General features: G+C 74.0%; 17 protein-coding genes. 8 read left to right on the forward strand and 9 right to left on the reverse strand.

The window, feature by feature from the left end; genetic code table 11:
* Nucleotides 1–204 precede the first annotated feature (204 nt).
* Complete coding sequence (locus tag ACPYN7_RS04360; protein WP_424346864.1) at nucleotides 205–2,529, forward strand: RelA/SpoT family protein; 2,325 nt, start codon at nucleotides 205–207, stop codon at nucleotides 2,527–2,529.
* Nucleotides 2,530–2,726: 197 nt separating this feature from the next.
* Here ACPYN7_RS04360 and ACPYN7_RS04365 read toward each other — a convergent pair whose 3' ends face one another.
* On the reverse strand, nucleotides 2,727–3,323 hold the full coding sequence (locus ACPYN7_RS04365) for a type IV toxin-antitoxin system AbiEi family antitoxin (protein ID WP_058872687.1): 597 nt from the start codon (nucleotides 3,321–3,323) through the stop codon (nucleotides 2,727–2,729).
* Nucleotides 3,324–3,414: 91 nt separating this feature from the next.
* On the reverse strand, nucleotides 3,415–4,863 hold the full coding sequence (locus ACPYN7_RS04370) for a DUF349 domain-containing protein (protein WP_424346799.1): 1,449 nt from the start codon (nucleotides 4,861–4,863) through the stop codon (nucleotides 3,415–3,417).
* A 263-nt stretch (nucleotides 4,864–5,126) separates the two neighbouring features.
* On the opposite strand from ACPYN7_RS04370, the gene hisS reads away from it, so the two are divergent.
* The 3 genes from hisS to ACPYN7_RS04385 all read left to right on the forward strand — a co-directional run bounded on the left by hisS (nucleotide 5,127) and on the right by ACPYN7_RS04385 (nucleotide 8,127).
* Nucleotides 5,127–6,482, forward strand: a complete 1,356-nt coding sequence (hisS, locus tag ACPYN7_RS04375; RefSeq protein ID WP_058872686.1) for a histidine--tRNA ligase — start codon at nucleotides 5,127–5,129, stop codon at nucleotides 6,480–6,482.
* Between the two features lie 161 nt (nucleotides 6,483–6,643).
* The gene (locus tag ACPYN7_RS04380; RefSeq protein ID WP_424346800.1) at nucleotides 6,644–7,117 is read left to right on the forward strand and encodes a hypothetical protein; all 474 of its coding nucleotides are present in this window, start codon (nucleotides 6,644–6,646) and stop codon (nucleotides 7,115–7,117) included.
* On the forward strand, nucleotides 7,066–8,127 hold the full coding sequence (locus tag ACPYN7_RS04385; RefSeq protein ID WP_424346801.1) for an IS3 family transposase: 1,062 nt from the start codon (nucleotides 7,066–7,068) through the stop codon (nucleotides 8,125–8,127). The genes ACPYN7_RS04380 and ACPYN7_RS04385 overlap by 52 nt, the downstream gene beginning before the upstream one ends.
* 126 nt (nucleotides 8,128–8,253) lie before the next feature.
* On the opposite strand, the gene ACPYN7_RS04390 is transcribed toward ACPYN7_RS04385, so the two are convergent.
* Nucleotides 8,254–9,567: an APC family permease gene (locus ACPYN7_RS04390; protein WP_424346802.1), complete on the reverse strand. Its 1,314-nt coding sequence runs from the start codon at nucleotides 9,565–9,567 to the stop codon at nucleotides 8,254–8,256.
* A 143-nt stretch (nucleotides 9,568–9,710) separates the two neighbouring features.
* Between ACPYN7_RS04390 and aspS the strand changes: the two genes are divergently transcribed.
* Complete coding sequence (gene aspS, locus ACPYN7_RS04395; protein ID WP_424346803.1) at nucleotides 9,711–11,525, forward strand: aspartate--tRNA ligase; 1,815 nt, start codon at nucleotides 9,711–9,713, stop codon at nucleotides 11,523–11,525.
* 73 nt (nucleotides 11,526–11,598) lie between these two features.
* On the opposite strand, the gene ACPYN7_RS04400 is transcribed toward aspS, so the two are convergent.
* Genes ACPYN7_RS04400 through ACPYN7_RS04410 form a run of 3 tightly spaced genes read right to left on the reverse strand, consistent with a single transcriptional unit; the run spans nucleotide 11,599 to nucleotide 14,554 of the window.
* Nucleotides 11,599–12,894 carry an APC family permease gene (locus ACPYN7_RS04400; RefSeq protein WP_058872683.1) on the reverse strand — a complete coding sequence of 432 codons (1,296 nt, stop codon included), beginning with the start codon at nucleotides 12,892–12,894 and terminating at the stop codon, nucleotides 11,599–11,601.
* Entirely contained in the window at nucleotides 12,891–14,129 is a 1,239-nt protein-coding gene (locus ACPYN7_RS04405) for a glutathionylspermidine synthase family protein (protein WP_058872682.1), read from the reverse strand. The genes ACPYN7_RS04400 and ACPYN7_RS04405 overlap by 4 nt, the downstream gene beginning before the upstream one ends.
* Nucleotides 14,129–14,554: a hypothetical protein gene (locus tag ACPYN7_RS04410; RefSeq protein WP_157571251.1), complete on the reverse strand. Its 426-nt coding sequence runs from the start codon at nucleotides 14,552–14,554 to the stop codon at nucleotides 14,129–14,131. The genes ACPYN7_RS04405 and ACPYN7_RS04410 overlap by 1 nt, the downstream gene beginning before the upstream one ends.
* 297 nt (nucleotides 14,555–14,851) lie before the next feature.
* On the opposite strand from ACPYN7_RS04410, the gene ACPYN7_RS04415 reads away from it, so the two are divergent.
* Nucleotides 14,852–15,478 (forward strand): maleylpyruvate isomerase N-terminal domain-containing protein, encoded by a 627-nt coding sequence (locus ACPYN7_RS04415; protein WP_058872680.1) that lies wholly within the window; start codon nucleotides 14,852–14,854, stop codon nucleotides 15,476–15,478.
* Nucleotides 15,479–15,550: 72 nt separating this feature from the next.
* On the opposite strand, the gene ACPYN7_RS04420 is transcribed toward ACPYN7_RS04415, so the two are convergent.
* On the reverse strand, nucleotides 15,551–16,150 hold the full coding sequence (locus ACPYN7_RS04420; RefSeq protein ID WP_424346804.1) for a hypothetical protein: 600 nt from the start codon (nucleotides 16,148–16,150) through the stop codon (nucleotides 15,551–15,553).
* A 55-nt stretch (nucleotides 16,151–16,205) separates the two neighbouring features.
* Between ACPYN7_RS04420 and dtd the strand changes: the two genes are divergently transcribed.
* Nucleotides 16,206–16,658 (forward strand): D-aminoacyl-tRNA deacylase, encoded by a 453-nt coding sequence (gene dtd / locus ACPYN7_RS04425; protein WP_058872678.1) that lies wholly within the window; start codon nucleotides 16,206–16,208, stop codon nucleotides 16,656–16,658.
* A 56-nt stretch (nucleotides 16,659–16,714) separates the two neighbouring features.
* Here the strand turns inward: dtd and ACPYN7_RS04430 are convergent, their stop codons facing one another.
* Complete coding sequence (locus ACPYN7_RS04430) at nucleotides 16,715–18,019, reverse strand: cation:proton antiporter (RefSeq protein ID WP_424346805.1); 1,305 nt, start codon at nucleotides 18,017–18,019, stop codon at nucleotides 16,715–16,717.
* A gap of 297 nt (nucleotides 18,020–18,316) precedes the next feature.
* Here ACPYN7_RS04430 and ACPYN7_RS04435 point away from each other — a divergent pair, with 297 nt between their 5' ends.
* Nucleotides 18,317–19,681 carry a replication-associated recombination protein A gene (locus tag ACPYN7_RS04435; RefSeq protein ID WP_424346865.1) on the forward strand — a complete coding sequence of 455 codons (1,365 nt, stop codon included), beginning with the start codon at nucleotides 18,317–18,319 and terminating at the stop codon, nucleotides 19,679–19,681.
* 49 nt (nucleotides 19,682–19,730) lie between these two features.
* Here ACPYN7_RS04435 and ACPYN7_RS04440 read toward each other — a convergent pair whose 3' ends face one another.
* A complete protein-coding gene (locus tag ACPYN7_RS04440) occupies nucleotides 19,731–20,708 on the reverse strand; it encodes a sugar-binding transcriptional regulator (protein WP_424346806.1) in 978 nt (325 codons plus the stop codon).
* Nucleotides 20,709–20,776: the final 68 nt, after the last annotated feature.

A 20,776-nucleotide genomic window follows, 5' to 3' on the forward strand; every position in this document is an offset into this window, starting at 1 on the left:
ACCGTAGGGCGGGTCGTGCAGGAGCGGCCCCCCGCACAGCAGCACACGTCGAACCCGAACCGGAGACGACGATCGGGGCGGCGGCCGCACGGCCGCCGCCCCGCGTGCATCGATGGGAAGGAAGTCTCGGTCATGAGCTCGTCCGACGACGGGGCCGTCCCCGCGGACCAGGCCGCCGCACCGACCCCGCCGCGCCGGTCGGACATGGCCGGCACGCACTACGTGGTGCCCGCGTCCCGGCCGCTCCTGGGCCGCGCCGTGTTCCCGGGACGCAGCGACCGCACCCGGTCGAGCCTGTCCTACCTGTCCGGGCGGCCCATGGACCACTCGCCGATCCTCGAGCCGCTGCTGCACACCGTGCGCGCCACCCACCCGGAGGAGGACCTCGAGGTCCTGCAGCGCGCCTTCAAGGTCGCCGAGAAGTGCCACGAGGGCCAGAAGCGCAAGAGCGGCGACCCGTACATCACCCACCCCGTGGCCGTGACCACGATCCTCGCCGAGCTCGGCATGACGGGCGCCACCCTCGTGGCGGCCCTGCTCCACGACACCGTGGAGGACACGGACTACACCCTCGAGCAGCTGCGCGCCGAGTTCGGCGAGGAGGTCGCCGCCCTCGTGGACGGCGTGACGAAGCTGGACAAGGTCCAGTACGGGGACGCCGCGCAGGCCGAGACCGTGCGCAAGATGATCGTGGCGATGGCCAAGGACATCCGCGTGCTCGTCATCAAGCTCGCCGACCGCCTGCACAACGCCCGCACCTGGCGCTTCGTCTCGCAGACCTCGTCCTCGAAGAAGGCCCGCGAGACCCTCGAGATCTTCGCCCCGCTGGCCCACCGCCTCGGCATGAACACCATCAAGTGGGAGCTCGAGGACCTGGCCTTCGCGGCGCTCTACCCCAAGGTCTACGAGGAGATCGTGCGGATGGTGGGGGAGCGCCAGCCCCAGCGCGAGCGGTCCCTGGCCAAGATCCGGGAGCGGATCGCCCTGGACCTCTCCGAGGCGGGCATCGAGGCGACCATCACCGGCCGGCCCAAGCACTACTACTCGATCTACCAGAAGATGATCGTGCGCGGGAAGGACTTCGACGAGATCCAGGACCTGCAGGCGGTGCGGGTCCTGGTGAACACGGTGCGCGAGTGCTACGCGGCGCTGGGCGCCCTGCACGCGCGGTGGCGGCCGCTGCCGGGGCGGTTCAAGGACTACATCGCCATGCCGAAGTTCAACATGTACCAGTCCCTGCACACCACGGTCATCGGCCCGGACGGGCGGCCCGTGGAGATCCAGATCCGCACCCACGAGATGCACCGCCGGGCCGAGTACGGCGTGGCCGCGCACTGGAAGTACAAGGACCAGGCCAACCAGGCGAACTCCGCGACCCCGAAGGCCCAGGAGGGGGACCTCGCCTGGCTGAGCTCGCTCGTGTCCTGGCAGGAGGAGACCCAGGACTCCTCCGAGTTCCTCGACTCCCTGCGCTACCAGATCAACACGTCCGAGGTGTACGTGTTCACCCCCAAGGGCGAGGTCATGGCCCTGCCCGCCGGCTCCACGCCCGTGGACTTCGCCTACGCCGTGCACACCGAGGTGGGGCACAAGACCATCGGGGCCCGTGTCAACGGCAAGCTCGTGCCCCTGTCCTCGGAGCTCCAGCACGGGGACTGGGTGGAGGTGCTGACCTCCAAGTCGGAGCACGCCGGGCCCTCGCAGGACTGGCTGAAGTTCGTGCAGTCCCCGCGGGCCCGCAACAAGATCCGGCAGTGGTTCTCCAAGGAGCGCCGCGAGGAGGCGATCGAAAAGGGCAAGGACGCGCTCACCCGCGCCCTGCGCAAGCACCACCTCCCCCTGCAGCGCACGCTCACCCAGGAGTCCCTGCTCGCGGTGGCCCAGGACTTCCACCGCACCGACATCAGCTCCCTCTACGAGGCGATCGGCTCCGACGTGGTCAGCGCCCAGAACGTGGTCGAGAAGATCGTGGGCGACCTCGGCGGGGCGGACGGCGCGGAGGAGGACTTCGCGGAGACCACCATCGCCACCCAGCCGGTGCGCCCGCGCGTGTCCGACTCCGGGGTGACGGTCCAGGGCGCCTCCGACGTCTACGTCAAGCTCGCCCGCTGCTGCACGCCGGTGCCGCCGGACGAGATCATGGGTTTCGTGACCCGCGGCGCCGGCATCTCCGTGCACCGCAAGGACTGCGCCAACATGCTGGCCCTGACGTCCACGGAGCGGGTGGTCGAGGTCGAGTGGGCGCCCACCCAGTCCAGCGTGTTCCTGGTCGAGATCCAGGTGGAGGCCCTCGACCGCAAGTCCCTGCTCTCGGACGTCACCCGGGTGCTCTCGGAGAACCACGTCAACATCCTCGCCGCCTCGGTGCACACCTCGAAGGCGCGGCTGGCGATCTCCCGCTTCGCCTTCGAGATGGGCGATCCGCGCTACCTGGACCACGTGCTCAACCAGGTCCGCCGCATCGACGGGGTCTACGACGTCTACCGCACCTCGGGCAACCGGCCCATCTCGGAGCCGTCCTCGCGCTGACCCGGCTGGCCCGGGGGCCGTCCTCGCGCTGACCCGGCTGGCCCGGGGGCCGTCCTCGCGCTGGTCCATCCGCTCCCGTGGCCGTCTTCGTGCCGGTCCGGTCGCTCGTGGGAGCCGTCCTCGCGCCGGCCCGGCCGCTCTCGGAGCCGTCCGCTCCTGGAGCCGTCCGCTCCCGGAGTCGGCCGCTCCTGCCGCCGTCAGCGCAGCGGGCGCCCGACGGCACGGGCGGCACGGCGGACCCGCAGCAGCGCCGCCTGCCGGCCGGGCATCCGCTCGAAGCTCTCGAGGGCGGCCTGCACCAGCGGGGGCGGGCAGTGCAGGTGCGGGGCGTGCATGAGCTTCTCCAGGGCCGCGAGCCCCTCCCGCCCCGGCACGTGCAGAGCCAGGTCCACGGCGGTGCGCAGCGGCGTGGTGACGTGCACCGGCCCGGCGTCGTGGACGTCGTAGCCGCCCAGCGTGACCTGGTGCAGCGCCAGGCCCTCCGGCACCGGGGACATCGTGGTGCGGCGCAGCTTGTCCAGCAGCACCGGCAGGATGCTGGGGCGTCCGGCGCAGTCGTAGAACCACGCGGCGGAGAGCCGGCCGAGCACCCCGCGCCGCAGCAGGTGCGGGGGCAGCTGGGCCTCCAGGGCCGCGACCTTCACCGCCCGGGTCACGGGACGGCCGCGCAGCACGTGGGCCTCCAGCACCACGGGCACGAGCACCCCGTCCGTGACGAGGGCCGAGAGCTCGGTGCGCGAGAAGGGGCGCGCCGGCAGGAACAGGGTGTCGGGGTGCCAGGGCGGGACGTCCATGGGGCCACTCTCGCCCCACGGCCCCGGCACGGGAAAGGCCCCGCGGGGCGCTGTGGACAGCGCCCCGCGGGGCCTCCCGGTGCGCCTGCGCTCAGCGCAGGTCCGCCGCGGAGCGGCGCAGGGTCTCCAGCCACTGGCGGCTGGTGGCGAGCTCGCCCTCCAGCTTGGCCGCGCGCTTGGTGTCCCCGGTGGACTGCGCCCGGTCCAGCGCCGCCTCCTGGTCCTCGATCTTCGACTCGAGCTGCGTGAGCATCGAGTTGGACCGGGCCTTGGTCTCGGGGTTGGAGCGCTGCCACTTCTCGTCCTCGGCCTGGCGCACTGCGTCCTCCACGGTGCGCAGCTCGGCCTCCACCCGGCGCATGTGGGCGCGCGGGACCTTCCCCGCCTGCTCCCACCGGTCCAGGATGTCGCCGAGCGCCCGCTTGGCGGCCTTGAGGTCCGTGATCGGCAGCAGGGCCTTCGCCTCGGCGAGCAGCTGCTCCTTCACGGCGAGGTTGCCCTCGAACTCCTGGTCGATCCGGTCGTTGTCGGCCTTGCGCGCCGCGAAGAACGTGTCCTGCGCGGCGCGGAACCGCGCCCACAGGGCGTCGTCGTCCTTCTTGGACGCGCGCTTCGACTCCTTCCACCGGTCCATCAGCCGGCGGTACTCCGCGGCCGTGGCGCCCCAGTCGGTGGAGCCGGACAAGGCCTCCGCCTCGGCGATGAGGGCCTCCTTGGCCTTCTTGGCCTCGGCGTTGTCGGCGTCCAGCTGCGAGAAGAACGCGCGGCGGTGCCGGTCGAACGTGGTGCGTGCGGTGCGGAACCGCTTCCACAGGGCGTCCTCCGCGGCCCGGCCCAGGCGGATGCCGGACTTCTGGTGGGTCTTCCACTGGTCGAACAGCTCGGCCATCCGGGCCGAGGACTGCTTCCACTGCGTGCGCTGGGGGTCCTGGGCGGCGATCTGCTCCGCCTCCGCGACGATCGCCTCCCGCGCCGCGACGTTCTGGGCGCGCTGGGCCTCGTGGGCGGCCCGCTCGGCGGCCTCGAGCTCCCGGATCGCCGGGCGCAGGGCCTCCAGGCGGGACTCGAGGCCCTTGACGTCCCCGAGCATCGTGCGCTGGCCGACCTGCTCGGCGAGGTGGTCCACCGTGCTGAGCATGTCCGCCGAGGGCGCACCGGCGGCCACCCGCTGCTCCAGCAGGGCCACCTGCGCTTCGACGTCGTCGAACTTACGGGCGAAGTAGCCCAGCGCCTCGTCCTCGGTGGCGTCCGGGAACTGCCCGCAGAGGACCTCCTCGCCGTCGACGACCACGTAGACGTGGCCGTCCTCGGTGACCCGGCCGAAGGCCCGGGCGCGCGCCACGGACTCCGGGGAGGCCAGGGCCGGGGCAGCCGGGCCAGCGGGCGTCGCCGGGGGCGTGGGCGCCGCCGCCGGGGCGGGGGAGGCCTGTGCGGGTGCCGCCGGGGCGCCCGGTCTCGGGGCCCCCGGCTTCGGCACGGGCCCCGGGGTGGGGGCGGGGCGGGGCGTGGGCTGGTCGTCGGATTCGAGACGTTCTGTCACCGCTGAAACTCTTTCGCTCTCGCCGGGGCGGCGGCACCGGGAACGTGCCCGGCGTCGTCGCCCGGCTCCGGACAATCGTCAGCCCCATACTACCGAGGACACCTCCTCCGGCCGCCGCGGGCCCGGTGGCGGGACGTCCGGGCGCCCCGCGGTGCTTTGGGCGGTGCGCCCGGGGATCCCTAGGATGAGTGCGGAACCGTCGGGCCCGCCCGGGCCGACCGTCCACCCGCCCCGCCGCCGACCCACCCGAGGAGCACGTCCCCATGGCCCGCAAGACCTCCCTGTCCGGTTTCCCCGAATGGCTTCCGGAGGAGCGTCTGGTCGAGCTGCACGTCCTCGACGTCCTGCGGGAGACCTTCGAGCTGCACGGCTTCTCCTCGATCGAGACCCGCGCCGTCGAGACGGTCGGGCAGCTGCTGCGCAAGGGCGAGATCGACAAGGAGGTCTACGTCGTCTCCCGGCTGCAGGAGGACGAGGACGCCCCGGCCGAGCGCGGTGACGACCAGCTGGCCCTGCACTTCGACCTCACCGTGCCCTTCGCCCGGTACGTGGTGGAGAACGGCGGGCACCTCGCCTTCCCGTTCCGCCGCTACCAGATCCAGAAGGTGTGGCGGGGCGAGCGGCCCCAGGAGGGCCGGGCCCGCGAGTTCACCCAGGCCGACATCGACGTGGTGGGGGACGGCACGCTGCCCTTCCGCTACGACGTGGAGCTCGCTCTCGTGATGATCGACGCCCTGTCGAAGCTGCCCATCCCGCCGTTCGTGCTGCGCGTCAACAACCGCAAGCTCGCGGAGGGCTTCTACCAGGGCATCGGGCTGCAGGACACCGCCGGCGTGCTCCGCAACATCGACAAGCTCGAGAAGATCGGCCCCGAGCGGGTGGCCCAGGCACTGTGCGAGGAGGTCGGCGCGACCCCCGAGCAGGCGCAGGCCGCCCTGCAGCTCGCGGCGATCCGCACCGAGGACGCCTCCTTCGTGGACCGGGTCCGCGCGCTCGGGGTGAACACCCAGCTGCTCGAGGAGGGCCTGCGCGAGCTGGCCGAGGTGGTCGGGGAGGCCTCGCGCCGCGCCCCCGGCACGGTGGTCGCCGACCTCTCGATCGCCCGCGGCCTCGACTACTACACCGGCACCGTCTACGAGACGGTGCTCGTGGGCCACGAGCAGCTGGGCTCCGTGTGCTCCGGCGGGCGCTACGAGTCCCTCGCCTCCACCGGCAAGAAGACCTACCCGGGCGTGGGACTGTCCGTGGGCGTGACCCGGCTCGTGTCCCGCGTCCTCTCCCAGGGGATGGCCGCGCCCTCCCGCAAGGTCCCCACCGCGGTGCTGGTCTCCCTGGTGGACGAGGAGTCCTGGTCCTCGGCCCAGGACGTGGCCCAGCAGCTGCGCCGGCGCGGCATCGCGTGCGAGGTCTCCGCGAGCGCGGCGAAGTTCGGCAAGCAGATCAAGTACGCCGAGCGCCGCGGCATCCCCTTCGTGTGGTTCACGGTCCGCGGCGAGGACGGCTCGCTCGCCCACGAGGTCAAGGACATCCGCTCCGGCGAGCAGGTCCGCGCCGACCCGGCCTCCTGGACGCCGCCGGCCGAGGACCTGCGCCCGGTCGTGCGGGCCGCCGGGGCCTGACCGCGCGGGCCCTCGCCGGCCCCGGCCGGCCCCACCGCCGCCGCGTCCCGACTCCCCGGACGCCCGTTCCGCCGAGTCCCCAGTCGGGCCGCGTTTCCCCAGTCCTTTCCCTGTGTGTCAGCCTGGTGTGCGACACGTGTGGGGCGGGGAAGGTGTTTCTCATGGATGTTCCCGTGCGTGCTTCTCGCCGTCAGCACTTCAGTGCTGCGCAGCGGTGGGAGCTGCTGATCGAGTTCGACAAGTGCACCGATCGTGGTGCCAAGGCGGCGTTCTTCGCCCACGTCCAGGTGGACCCCACCACGGTCTATGACTGGGTGCGGGCTCGGGCCCAGGGGCGTCTGGTGGACCCGGCCGAGACGGTGCAACCAGTGTCCGGAAGGAAACAGTTGAGCTACGAGGAGCGAGCGGAACTGGCCCGGTTGCGGGCCGAGAACGAGGTGCTCAAGGACCAGCTGGCCACCTCGCAGGAGGCGGTGGAGATCCTGGGAAAAGCTTCCGCGCTCTTGGAAGCAGCCGCCAAGAGCGCCAGGGCCCGCACCCGGAGCCCGGAACCGATTCCGGAATCGGACCAGGGCTGGCCGCAGTGGTTGAAAGGACCCACCGGCGACTCGCCCTCGCCGCGGTCGCGGCCCTGAGCCGTGCCGGGCACGGCGTGCGCGGCGCGTGCGTACTGGTGGGGATCTCCAAGGACCGCTTCTACCGCTCCCGCCGGCAGGACAACGACGCAGGCCCGCGCCCGGAGCCGATCCATCAGCGCGAGAGGGCCTACGCCCACCGCATCACCGCGGGCGAGGCCGCGGCGTTTTTGGGCGAGCTCACCGGCCCGGTCTACGGGCACCTGTCGGTCACCGAGGCCTGGCAACGGATGGTCGACGCGGGCCGGTACCACTGCTCCGCCGCCACCGCGCACCGTCTGGTGCGTCAGGCGGGGCTGACCGGGGACTGGCGCCGGCAGCGGGCCCCGGTGCCCGGCGGGACGCGCCCGAAACCGGTGCTGGCCGCCACCGCCCCGAACCAGGTCTGGTGCTGGGACGTCACCGAGCTCACCGGCCCGGGGCGGGCCCGCTACAAGCTGTTCACGATCATGGACCTGTTCTCCCGTGCGGCGGTGGGCCACCACGTGGCCACCGGGGAGGGTGCCGCGACGGCCGCGGCGTTCCTCACCGAGGCGATCACCGCCTCGACCACCGTGCCGGAGGTCGTCCACGCCGACAACGGTTCGGCCATGCGCGCGGGGAGCACTCACGAGCTCTACGCCCGCTTCGGGATCCGACCCTCCCACTCCCGCCCGCGGGTCAGCGACGACAACCCGCACATCGAGGCGTTGTTCAAGACCGTGAAGTACACCCCGACCATCCCGGTGCGCTTCACCGACCTGGACGCGGCCCGTTCCTGGTGCCAGGCATTCTTCGCCGACTACAACGACCACCACCGCCACAGCGGGCTCAACGGCTACACCCCGGCCAGCGTCCACCACGGCACCTGGCCGGCCATCCATGCCGCGCGCACCACCGCCCGCACCGCCTACGACCGGGCCCACCCCGCCCGAGCCCGGCCCGGCCACACGATCAAGACCCCACCCACCCAGGCCTGGATCAACCAGCCACTCAACCCCATCAACCCACAGCTGTCGCAAACAGCTTGATTCATACCGCTTTTCCTGGGGAACTGCGACGCGAGTGGGGGCTCGGCGCGGGACGGTGGCGGGTGACCGAGGGGCCGGCGCGCGGTGGCGGCGAGAGGCCGGTGTGGCGTGGCCCGGTGTGCGGGATCAGCGCCGCCGGGCCAGGACCAGGGCGCGCCCGGCCAGGCCCACGGCGAAGACCCCGAGCATGGTGACCACGGACTGCCACGGCAGCGTGAAGGCCAGGACCAGGCAACCGGTCAGACCGAGCGCGTTGACCGCCCGCGGCGCCCACCGGGGGCGCTGCGCCAGCGTGAGCGCCGAGAGGTTGGCCAGCGCGTAGTAGACGAGCACCCCGAAGCTCGAGAACCCGATGACCGTGCGCACGTCGCCGACCAGCACGAGCACCACCACGAGCCCGGCCACGGCCAGTTCCGCCGCCCACGGCACCCGGTGCCGCCGCGACACCGCGCTCAGCGGCCCGGGCAGGTCCCGCTCGCGGGCCATGGCCAGGGCCGTGCGGGAGATCCCGGCGACCAGCGCCAGCAGCGCTCCCAGCGTGGCCAGGGCGGCGGCCGCGGTGACGACGACGGCGCCCGCGGTCGCCGGTCCCGCCGCCCAGCCGGCGTCCCGGACCACGGCCAGCAGCGGGGCGGTCGAGGCGGCCAGCCGGTCGACCCCGAGGAAGCGCAGCAGTCCGAGACCGAGCAGCCCGTAGAGCAGCAGGGTGAACGCCAGCGCCCCCAGCACGGCCCGGGGGATGGTCCGCGCCGGGTCCCGGACCTCCTCGCCCATCGTGGCCACGCGGGCGTAGCCGGCGAAGGCGAAGAACAGGGTGCCCGCGGCCGGCAGCACGCCCCACGCGGTGCCGTCCCACGCCGCGCCGACCCAGCCGCCGGGCCCCGCCCCGGAGGCCCCGCCCGCGGCCGGACCGGTGCCCGCGAACAGCAGGACGGCCACCGCCAGCAGGACCACCAGCACCGGGAGGACCAGCAGCTGCGTCAGCCGGGCCGTGCGGGTGACCCCGCCCAGGTTCACCGCCGTGAGGCCGAGGACCGCGGCCACGGCGAGCAGCCGCGCCCCGGCGTCGTCGGCCCCTGTGAGCTCCGCCGTGTAGAGGCCGAACGTCAGGGCCATCGCGGCCGCGGACGCGGTCTTGCCGGTCACGAACCCCCAGCCGGCCACGAAGCCCGGCCACGGGCCCAGCTGCCGGTTCGCGTACAGGTAGGCGCCGCCGGAGGCGGGGTGGACGGCGGCCAGCTGGGCGGTGGAGCTCGCGTTGCACCACGCGACCACGGCGGCCAGCAGCAGGGCCAGCGGCAGCCGGGGACCGGCGAGCGCCGCGGCCGGGGCGAAGGCCACGAACACCCCGGCCCCGACCATCGAGCCCACCCCGATCACGGCCGCGTCGAGGGTGCCCAGGCGGCGGGCGAGGGCGGGGTGGCCGGGGGAGGTGCTCATGGTCGTCCTGTCGTCGTCCTGGGGCCCGAGGGGCGGGCTGTAAACTCGTCCCGGAACGAGAGTAGGGGCACCGGGGAAACACCGGACCAACGCGCGACGAGCGCGGCCCCGTCCGCACCTCCCGAACAACGAAGGGTTTTTCAGTGCTGCGCACCCACAACCTCGGCGCCCTGCGCGCCGAGCACATCGGAGAGACCGTCACGCTGGCCGGCTGGGTCGGCCGGCGCCGCGACCACGGAGGAGTGGCCTTCCTGGACCTGCGCGACGCCTCCGGGGTCGCCCAGATCGTGGTGCGCGACGAGGCGGACTTCCACCACCTGCGCAACGAGTTCGTGCTGCAGGTCACCGGCACGGTGGAGCGCCGCCCCGAGGGCAACGAGAACCCGGCCCTGGCCACCGGCGAGGTCGAGGTCATGGCCGAGACCGTGACCGTGCTCAACACCGCCGCCGCGCTGCCCTTCCAGATCGACGAGCACGTGGAGGTCGGCGAGGACGCCCGGCTGCGGCACCGCTACCTGGACCTGCGCCGGCCCGAGCCGGCCCGGATCATGCGGCTGCGCTCCGACGCCAACCGGGTGGCCCGCGAGATGCTGCACGAGGACGGGTTCACCGAGGTCGAGACGCCCACGCTGACCCGCTCCACGCCCGAGGGCGCCCGCGACTTCCTGGTCCCCGCCCGCCTGGCCCCGGGCTCCTGGTACGCCCTGCCGCAGTCCCCGCAGCTGTTCAAGCAGCTGCTGCAGGTCGGCGGGATCGAGAAGTACTACCAGATCGCCCGCTGCTACCGGGACGAGGACTTCCGCGCCGACCGCCAGCCGGAGTTCACCCAGCTCGACATCGAGGCCTCCTTCGTGGAGCAGGATGACGTCATCGCCCTCGGCGAGCGCATCGTGGCCGCCCTGTGGAAGCTCATCGACGTGGAGATCCCCACCCCGATCCGCCGGATGACCTACGCGGAGGCGATGGCCAAGTACGGCTCCGACAAGCCGGACCTGCGCTTCGGCCTCGAGCTCACCGAGCTGACCGAGTACTTCCAGGACACCACCTTCCGCGTGTTCAAGGCCCCCTACGTGGGCGCCGTGGTCATGCCGGGCGGGGCCTCCCAGCCGCGCCGCACCCTGGATGCCTGGCAGGAGTGGGCCAAGCAGCGCGGGGCCAAGGGCCTGGCCTACGTGCTCGTCGGGGAGGACGGCACCCTGAGCGGACCGGTGGCCAAGAACATCACCGAGGCCGAGCGCGATGGCCTCGCCGCCGCGACCGGGGCGCAGCCCGGGGACTGCATCTTCTTCGCCGCCGGCGAGCGGAAGTCCTCCCGCGCCCTGCTGGGCGCGGCGCGCGTGGAGATCGGCCACCGCACCGGGCTGATCGACGAGGACGCCTGGGCGTTCGTGTGGATCGTGGACGCGCCCCTGTTCGAGTCCGCGGCCGAGGCCGTCGAGTCCGGCGACGTGGCCGTGGGCGCCGGCCAGTGGACCGCCGTGCACCACGCGTTCACCTCGCCCAAGCCCGAGTTCCTGGACACCTTCGACCAGGACCCCGAGCACGCGCTGGCCTACGCCTACGACATCGTCTGCAACGGCAACGAGATCGGCGGCGGCTCCATCCGCATCCACCAGCAGGACGTGCAGCGGCGGGTCTTCGAGGTCATGGGCATCAGCCGCGAGGAGGCGGACGAGAAGTTCGGCTTCCTGCTCGAGGGCTTCCAGTACGGCGCGCCCCCGCACGGCGGCATCGCCTTCGGCTGGGACCGCGTGGTCGCCCTGCTGGCCGGCACGGACTCCATCCGCGAGGTCATCGCGTTCCCGAAGACCGGCAACGGCTACGACCCGCTGACCGCCGCACCGGCGCCGATCACCCCGCAGCAGCGCAAGGAGGCCGGGGTGGACGCCAAGCCCGAGGCCAAGTCCGGTGCCGCGGCGCAGCCCGGAGCCCGGGAGAAGAAGCCGGTCGACGCCTGAGCCGTCGGCGGCGCCCGCGGGGGCCGGGTCCGGTCGTGCACGACGACGACGGGCCCGGCCCGTGCGGGTAGTGTCAGTCGAGCAGGCTCTCCAGGTGCGGGGTGCGCTCGTGGGCGCCCGGCAGGGGGTCGCGGCCCCGGCCCAGGAGGAACCACAGCGGGACCACGAGCAGCCCCAGCAGCAGGCCCACCCACACCCACGAGGCGGTCAGCGCGTACTCCGCGGCCGTCAGCACGAGGGCCACGGCCATGAGCACCGTGCCCACCGCACCGAGCGCCCGCGCCCCGGCGCTCCGGCCGAGCTTCGCGACCGCCGCGCACGCCAGGCCGTAGTAGAGGGCCACGAGCACCGAGATGATCCCGATCGAGTCGTCGAACAGGGGACCGGAGAACGTCATCCACGCGGCCGCGACGGCTGCGGTGGTCCACGTGGCGAAGGACAGGGACAGGAAGCGGCGGGGGAGGTGCCCGCCGCGGGCCATGGACATCAGGCCGCGGGAGGTGGGGATCATCGTGGTGCCGATGGAGGCGCCCGCGGAGACCGCCACGAGGGCGGCCAGCAGCGGGGAGGCCACCGAGGAGCCCGGGGCGTAGGCCCAGCCGATGGCGGCGTAGGCGGCGGCCACCACGCCCAGGGCGATCCACGCCGAGACCCGCGGTGCGCGCTGGGTGGTGGACTCCTCGGTCAGCGAGAACGTGGAGTCCCACCCCCAGTACAGGAACAGGGCCAGCAGCAGGGCCGCCGCGACGTCCCCGGCCGACACGGCGGCGCCGGTCGCGAGCTCCGCGGCCCCGTAGAAGCCGGTCCACTCGCCGTCCTCGGCGCCCGTGCCGGGCGGGAGGGCCGGCGCGGTGCGCACGGCCCACACCAGCACGCCCACCCCGATCAGCTGCAGCACGGCCAGGACCCACTGCACGGCGGCCGAGACCCGGATCCCGGACGAGGAGACCGCCGCGAAGGCCGCCATGAGCAGGACGGCCACGGCGGTCGTGGTCCAGGGCCCGGCGCCGATCCCGAGGGCGAACAGGGCGGAGTCGGCCGTGACCCAGGCCAGGGAGGCGAGCACGAGGGTCGCCGAGAGCCACAGCCCCCAGCCGCCCAGGAACCCCGTGAACGCCCCGTAGGCCTCCCGGGCCCACCGGTAGACGGTGCCCTGGTCCTCGTAGAGCGCGTCCAGGCGGGCGAAGCACAGGGAGACGACCGCCATGGGGAGCACGGCGCCGACCAGGACCACGGGGGTCCAGGCGCCCACCAGGGCGTGGATCAGCCCCACCGTGACCACGGCCGAGTACAGCGGGGCGATCGAGGTGGACCCGATGACCGCCGAGGTCGTGGTGGAGATCGACCGGGGGAGCAGGTGGGCGGTCACAGCAGGCCCTTCTTGTCGATGATGTTCGGGACGAAGCGGCAGTAGTAGTCGGTGAGCGGGCCGTCGGACTCCCGGATCCCGATGCCGGCCGCGCCGGCCTCGCCCACCACCCAGGAGCCGATGACCGGGTGGTTGGGGGCGCCGTCGGAGCCCGGGAAGCTCCGGACGGGGGTGTAGGCCTGCCACACGTCCAGCGGGGAGTCGTGGGCGTGCTCCGCGCGGATCCGCACGTCGCGGGCGTGCACCTCGATGCCGTCGCCCTCGCGGCCGAACACGGGCTTGCGCACCCATTCCCGCAGCTCACCGGGCCCGTCCGGGTGGGCGGCCAGCAGGTTCTCGTGGCCGGGGAAGCACCGCCACAGGGCCACGAGCAGCAGCTTGTTGGACTGGAACATCTTCCACGGCGGCTCGTACCAGTGGTGCATCAGGGTGGGGTCCTCGAGCACGAACGCCCCGGGCACGTCGTCGACCATCTGCTCCCACGGGTGCAGGGCGAAGATCTCCTCGATGGGCCCCACCACCACGGGGTGGTCCACGTCCCCGGTGGCGTGCACCCAGCCGCGGGACCGGGTGTCGTAGCGGACGTCCTCGACGGGCAGCAGGACGGTCCGGTAGCCGGCCTCGGCGGCGGTGTTCGCCAGGACCGCGGCGTTGGCGGCGTCCTCCCCGGACTCCTCCGCACGGGTGTAGGCCACGTGCAGGGTCTTCGTGGCCGAGAACGGCAGCCGCTGCCGCCACCGCTCCACGAGCATGGGCCACAGCCCGTTGAGCTGGTCGAACTCCGGGTGGTCCTCGCCCAGGCCCGGGAACAGCGCCTCGACGCGGCTCCACTGGCAGATCGCCCCCTCCACGAGACCGGTGGGGGTGTCGCCGTTGAGCTCGAGCATCTTCGGCGGGCCCGTCCCGTCCCATGCCAGGTCGAAGCGGCCGTAGATCGAGGGCTCCCGCAGCCGCAGGGAGTGCTGGGCGAGCTCGAAGGCCGCCTCGGACAGGCCCAGCGTGCCCAGGGCGCCGGTGGCCAGGTACCGGGCGGCCTCGGCGCACATCCGGTGCAGCTCGTCCGTGACGGTCTCCAGCTCGTCCACCTCGTCGGGGGAGAGGACGTAGGCGGCCGTCTCGTTCCAGTAGGAGAAGCGCCGGCCGTCGGGTCGCTCGGTGAGGGCGTAGGTGAGCCCCTCGTCGCGCACGGTCCGCTCCCAGCCGGGCCGTGGGGCCAGGCCGTCGATGCGCCGCATCAGGAGCCCCAGCCGGTCTTCGACCCGCCGAAGCCGCGCGAGACGCCGCTCTTGCCCACGGCGGTCCCGTTCCGGGGCAGCCCGCGGGCCACGGTGGCCGAGGCCGGCGGGCGGCCGGTGGTCCAGCCCGCCGAGGACGGCACGGACGAGCCGACGGCGGGCACGGGCACCGCGCGGGAGGAGCTCATGAGCACCCACATCGGGAAGAAGCCGCCGACCCGCGGGCCGCGGTCGTCCTCGCACTCGTCGTCGACCCGGACGGGCTCCGCCCCGCCCTCCCCGTCCTGGTCCTCGACGCAGATCCGGGCGTAGTCGGAGTCCACCTCCTGGACGTCCTGGGTCTCCTGGCCGCAGCCGGTCAGGGCGATCGTCAGGGCGCCGATCGAGGCGGCGGCCATGGTCCGTGAGGAGGGGCGGGGCGGCATGCTGGGCCTTCCGGGACGAGGACGGGACGAGAACTGGACACGGAGCGGGGCAGGAGCGGGCCGCCAGGACGGGCGCCCGTGCGGACTCCCCCGAGCGTAGGACGTCCCGGCGGCCGCCGGGCGTCCCGCGACCGTGCCGTGCCCGGACCGCGGGCACCACCGCGCGCCCGGGCCCCGGCCGGAGGGTGTGCGGGCGCAACCGGACGCAACATGGGTCCCGCCGCCGGCGCCCCGCAGTAGGCTTCCGTCACGTCCGGGGCCGTGTCCCGTCCCCGCCGCAGCACCCCAGGGGAGCCCATGAGCCGTGATCCCGCCGCCGCCCGCACCGCCCTGCTCGACGCCGGGGCCTGGTTCGCCGAGCTCGTCGAGGAGCTCCGCCCGCACCACTGGACGCGCCCGGGCCCCGGCGTCTGGGACGTCCGGGCGCTGGTGGGCCACACCCACCGCGCGCTCGTGACGCTCGGCAGCTATCTCACGGTCCCCGCCGAGGACGAGACCTGCACCGGGGTGGCCCAGTACTACGCGCTCGCCGCGGCCGCCACGGACCCGGCCGACGTCGCGGCCCGGGGCGTGGTCGCCGGTCACGAGCTCGGCCGGCACCCGGCCGACACCGTCCGGGCGTCACTGGACCGGGCCCGGGACGCCCTCGCGCAGGTGCCGCTCGACGAGGACCCCCTGATCCGCACCGTGGTGGGCGGCACCCGGCTGCGCGCCTACGTGCCCACCCGCACGTTCGAGCTGGCCGTGCACGGCCTCGACGTGGCCCAGGCCTGCGGGCTGGACCGCACGCCCCCGGAGCACGTCCTGGCCGACGCCGGGCAGACCCTGCTGGAGATCGGCGCCGACGGCGGGCACCTGCCCGGGATCCTGCTGGCGCTCACGGGCCGGCGGCCGCTGCCGCCGGGGTTCTCGGTCCTGCCCTGAGCAGGCCCCGTCCCGTCCCTGGGCGGCCGGCGCCCCGGCGCCGCGCTGCACGGGCCCGGGCCCGGCCCTCCGTCAGAGCACCCTGCCGGCGGCGGCCGCGTAGCCCACCCCGATGAGCACCCCGATCAGCGCGCCGACGACCGCCTGCGCCGGGGTGTGGTCCCCGGTGCGCACCCGCGAGACGGCCACCGCGAACGGCACCGGCGCCGCGGCGAGCGCCGCCCACGGGGCGGCGAGGACGCCGAGGGCCACGGCCCAGCACGCCGCCATCGCCACGTGGGCCGAGACCTTCCACCGCAGCGTCACGAGCAGCAGCACCAGGATGCCCAGCAGCACGAACCCCGCGGTCACCGGCACGATGACGGGGGCGCCCAGCGCGGACTCGGCCACCACCACGAGGGCCGTCAGCAGCCCCGTGGCGGCGTAGACGGGCAGCCGCTGCGCGCGGGAGCGCACGAAGTGCCCGTCCACCCGTCCCCGCCGGGCCAGCACCCGCAGCACGAGCATCGGCAGCGACGCCACGACCACCGCCGTGCCCAGGCCCCACGCGGCCCCGGGCCACCCGGCTCCCGACCAGCCGGCGAGCACCAGCAGGGACAGCACCAGCGGGGCCGGCGCGAACACCTCCGCCACCACGGTGCTCGGCCGGGACGTCGTGCGCTCTGCTGCCATGGGACGAGGCTAGCGGTGCTCCCGGTCCGTCCGCGCCTGTGGTGGACTGGGGCGCATGCGCATCGTTCTGCAGCGGGCGGCCCGGGCCGCCGTGACCGTCGGAGGAGACGTCGTGGGGGCCATCGAGGGACCGGGCCTCGTCGCCCTCGTGGGGGTGACGCACGACGACGACGCCGCAACGGCCGCGAAGCTGGCCGAGAAGACCTGGACGCTGCGGCTGCTGGCGGGGGAGCGGTCCTGCGCCGACCTCGGCGCCCCGGTGTTGGCGATCAGCCAGTTCACCCTCTACGGCGACGCCCGCCGGGGCCGGCGCCCCTCGTGGTCGGCGGCCGCTCCCGGACCCGTCTCGGAGCCGGTGTTCGAGGCCTACGTCCAGGCGCTGCGGGAGCTCGGCGCGCACGTGCAGACCGGCCGCTTCGGGGCGGCGATGCAGGTCGAGCTCGTCAACGACGGCCCGTTCACCCTGGTCCTGGACAGCGCCGAGCTGGACCGGCCCCGGCGGGGCTGAGCCCGGGACCGCCGTGCCCGGCCCCGGCGCCGCTCGCCCCCGCCGTACGGGGGGCGTCAGATCGGGGTGCGGGAGGCGGCCTCCTCGGTTCCCGTCCCCTTCCGCGCCCTGCGCCTCCGGGCACGGTCGAGCCTCGTGATGACGGGACCCGCGGTCACTCCGTGCAGCACGATGGAGGAGACGACCACCAGCCCCACGATGCGCCACAGGGCCTGGTCCTCCGCGGCGAACTCGCCCTCGGACAGGGCGTAGCCGAGGTAGTAGACGGAGCCGATGCCGCGCACGCCGAAGAAGACGATCACGCCGCGCTCCCACGGGCCCGTCCGGCCGCCGAGCAGGCCGATCCACCCGGCGAGGGGACGGACCAGCAGGAGGAAGGCCGCCGCGACGAGGACCTCGCGCCAGGTGAGCCCGCTGAGCAGGCCGCGGGACACGGCGCCGCCCAGGAGCACGAGCACCACGACGGTCAGCAGCCGCTCGAGCTGCTCGATGTAGCTGTGCAGTACGCCGTGCACACCGTGGACCCGCTCGACCGCGCGGATGGTCACCGCGCACACGAACACGGCGATGAAGCCGTAGCCCTCGACCATCTCGGCCAGGCCGTAGGTGAGGAAGGTCGCGGCCAGGGCCACGAATCCCTCGGAGTGCACGGTCGTGCGGACGCTCTCGAGCGCGGAGCGCAGGAAGATCCGACCCAGGAGCCGGCCCACCAGGAAGCCGACGAGGCAGCCGAGGGCGATCCGCCAGGCCACGTCCACGGCGAGGAAGTGCGGCAACCACGCCACGGGGTCGGTGCCCACGAGACTGAGGCCGATGGCGAGGTAGACGAAGGGGAAGGCCAGGCCGTCGTTGAGCCCGGCCTCGGAGGTGAGCCCGAACCGGACCTCGTCCTCGCCCTCGAGGTCGTCCTGGGTCTCCGAGGGCTCCCCGACCTGGACCTCGGAGGCCAGCACCGGGTCCGTGGGGGCGAGCGCCGCGGCCACGAGCACGGCGCCGGCCGCGCTCAGCCCCAGCACCGACCACCCGAGCAGCGCCGCCCCGAGCAGGCTCAGGGGCATGGCGATCCCCAGCAGCCGCCAGGTCGTGGCCCACCGCCTGAGCCCCGGCGGGCGGTCCAGCGCCAGCCCGGCACCCATCAGCGACACGATCACGCAGACCTCGCTGAGGTGCACGGTGACGTCGCTGTGGGCCACCGGGTCCGGATCGGGCAGCCTGTCGGTCAGCGAGAAGACCACCGCGCCCGCGGCCAGGAACACCATGGGCATCGACACGGGTGCCCGCACGAGCAGACGGGGCAGCAGGGCGGCCGCGAACACGGCCAGACCGGCGGCGGCGAAGATCAGACTGGGGGGTTCGAACACCGGTACCTCGTCCCTCGGACGGCCGGGCGGGCTCCCGGGTGGAGCCCGCTCCTGGTCGACCGTCGTCCTGCGCCGTCCGCCCACCGGGGGAACCGACGTGATCAGCATGCTGATCGTACGCCGATCGTCTGTCGTCCGACAGGCCACGACGGGGACAGCCGCTAGCCTGAGGGGGTGACCGGCTCCCTCTTCGACGACCTCGACGCCTCCGACGGCGACCGGCGCGACGCCGCCGCGCCGGCCCGCCCCGCCGGGCGGGGACGGCGCACCCGCTCCCGGGCACCGCTCGCGGTGCGGATGCGCCCGCGCCGGCTCGACGAGATCGTGGGCCAGCAGCACCTGCTGAAGCCCGGCTCCCCGCTGCAGGTCCTGGCGGGGGAGGACCGGGGGCCGGCGGGACCGTCGTCGATCATCCTGTGGGGCCCGCCCGGCACGGGCAAGACCACCCTGGCCCACGTGATCGCCCGCGGGGTGTCCCGGAAGTTCGTGGAGCTCTCCGCGATCACCGCCGGCGTCAAGGACGTCCGGAAGGTCATGGAGGAGGCGCTCACCGACCGCGACCTGCACGGGCGCACCACGGTGCTGTTCCTCGACGAGATCCACCGCTTCACCAAGGCCCAGCAGGACGCGCTGCTGCCGGGGGTGGAGAACCAGTGGGTGGTGCTCGTGGCGGCCACCACGGAGAACCCGTCCTTCTCGGTGATCTCGCCCCTGCTCTCGCGCTCGCTGCTGCTGACCCTCCAGCCGCTGGAGCGCGCCGACATCGGGGCGCTGGTGGACCGGGCCGTCGCCGACCCCCGGGGCCTGAACGGCGAGGTGGAGCTCTCCCCGGAGGCCCGCGAGCACCTGCTGGACCTGTGCGGCGGGGACGCCCGCAAGGCCCTGACCGCCCTGGAGGCCGCCGCCGGGGTCGCCCTCTCCGAGCAGCCGGCGGCGGTGGACCGCACCGAGGAGGAGGACGGGGAGAACGGCGAGGAGGAGGACAGCGAGGAGGACGGCGCGGAGGAGGACCGCGGGCGTCCGGTCCCCGTGATCACCCGGGAGCACGCCGAGGAGGCCCTCGACCGGGCGGCGGTGCGCTACGACCGCAACGGCGACCAGCACTACGACGTGGTCAGCGCGTTCATCAAGTCCATCCGCGGCTCGGACGTCGACGCCGCGATGCACTACCTCGCCCGGATGATCGAGGCGGGGGAGGACCCCCGGTTCATCGCCCGCCGGCTCATCATCTCCGCCTCCGAGGACATCGGCACCGCCGACCCGACCGCCCTGCAGACCGCGGTCGCGGCCGCCGACGCCGTCCAGCTCATCGGCATGCCCGAGGGACGGATCCCGCTGGCCCAGGCCGTGGCGCACCTGGCGACCGCCCCGAAGTCCAACGCCGCCTACACCGCGATCAACGAGGCCGTCGCCGACGTCCGGGCGGGCCGGGCCGGGCCCGTCCCGCTCCACCTGCGCGACGCCCACTACCCCGGCGCGGGCCAGCTGGGCCACGGCCGCGGCTACGTCTACTCCCACGACGAGCCCAACGGCGTGGCCGCCCAGCAGTACCCTCCGGACGAGCTCGTCGGCACCGACTACTACCGGCCGACCGAGCACGGCCGCGAGCGCGAGATCGCCCACCGCCTGGAGATCCTGCGGGGCATCGTCCGGGGCCGGTGAGACCGGGAAGCGCACCGGCCGCGCCCCGAGGGGCCGGTGACCGGCGGGCTCAGCGGCCGAACAGGTGGCGCACCACCGCCGCGGCCGTGCGCTCGTCGAGGAGCAGGTCCGTGACCACGCCCGCGCGCAGCGCCCCCACCACGCCCGGCACCTTGTGGTCCCCCGCGGCCACGCACAGCCGGCGCGGGATCCGCCGCAGCTCCATGGGCGTCGGCCCGCTCGCCCGGCGGTTGTAGTCGATGTCCGCGTAGGTGCCGTCCTCGCGGAGGAACACGGTGCACACGTCGCCGACCACGCGGTGGGCGGACAGCTCCCGCAGCGCGTCCTCCGGCAGGTAGCCGCTGCTGTACACCTGGGAGATCATCGGCCCCCGGAAGGCCCCCACGCTGAACACCGCCAGGTCCGCCGCGCTGCGCACCGCGAGCACCCGGCGCACCGAGGACTCCTGCCACATCAGCCGGCGGGTCTCCTCCTGGTCGAAGAACGCCGGGGTGGGGAAGGGCACCAGCGCCGCCCCGAAGGCCGTCGACATCTGCCCCAGCAGCGCCGAGGACTGCGCCGCGCCCGGGGAGCGGACGCTCACCGCGCCGTTCATCTGCACCACGACGGCGTCCCGCACGGCCTTGGGCTGCAGGTGCCCCGCGATCGCCGAGGTCGTGGTCCCCCACGCGACCGCCAGCGTCATCCCGTCCCCGAACCAGTCGCCGAGCAGCCCGGCCGCGGCGCGCGCCACGGACTCCAGCCGCTGCGGCTCCGTGGCCGTGCGGGGCGTGCCCGCCACGTGCACCTGCACGCCGAAGGCCTCCCGCAGCCGGTGGGACAGGTCGTGTCCCGCGTGCGGGGGAGCACTCAGGCTGATCCGCACGATGCCCCGCTCCCGGGCGGACTGCAGCATCCGCGAGACCGTGGGGCGGGAGACGCCGAACCGGTCCGCGACCGCTTCCATCGTCATGCCCTGCACGTAGTACAGCTCCGCCGCGTGGTGGAGCTCGGCATCACCGTGCACGGTGTCCTCCTCGGGCTGCACGTCCGTTCATTCTCTTTGAGCATAGGTGCAATCCGGGACAGAGTGTGATGCAGAGCACGTTTCCACCC

This window comes from Kocuria sp. CH-021 (assembly GCF_049716185.1).
Lineage (GTDB): Bacteria > Actinomycetota > Actinomycetes > Actinomycetales > Micrococcaceae > Kocuria > Kocuria cellulosilytica.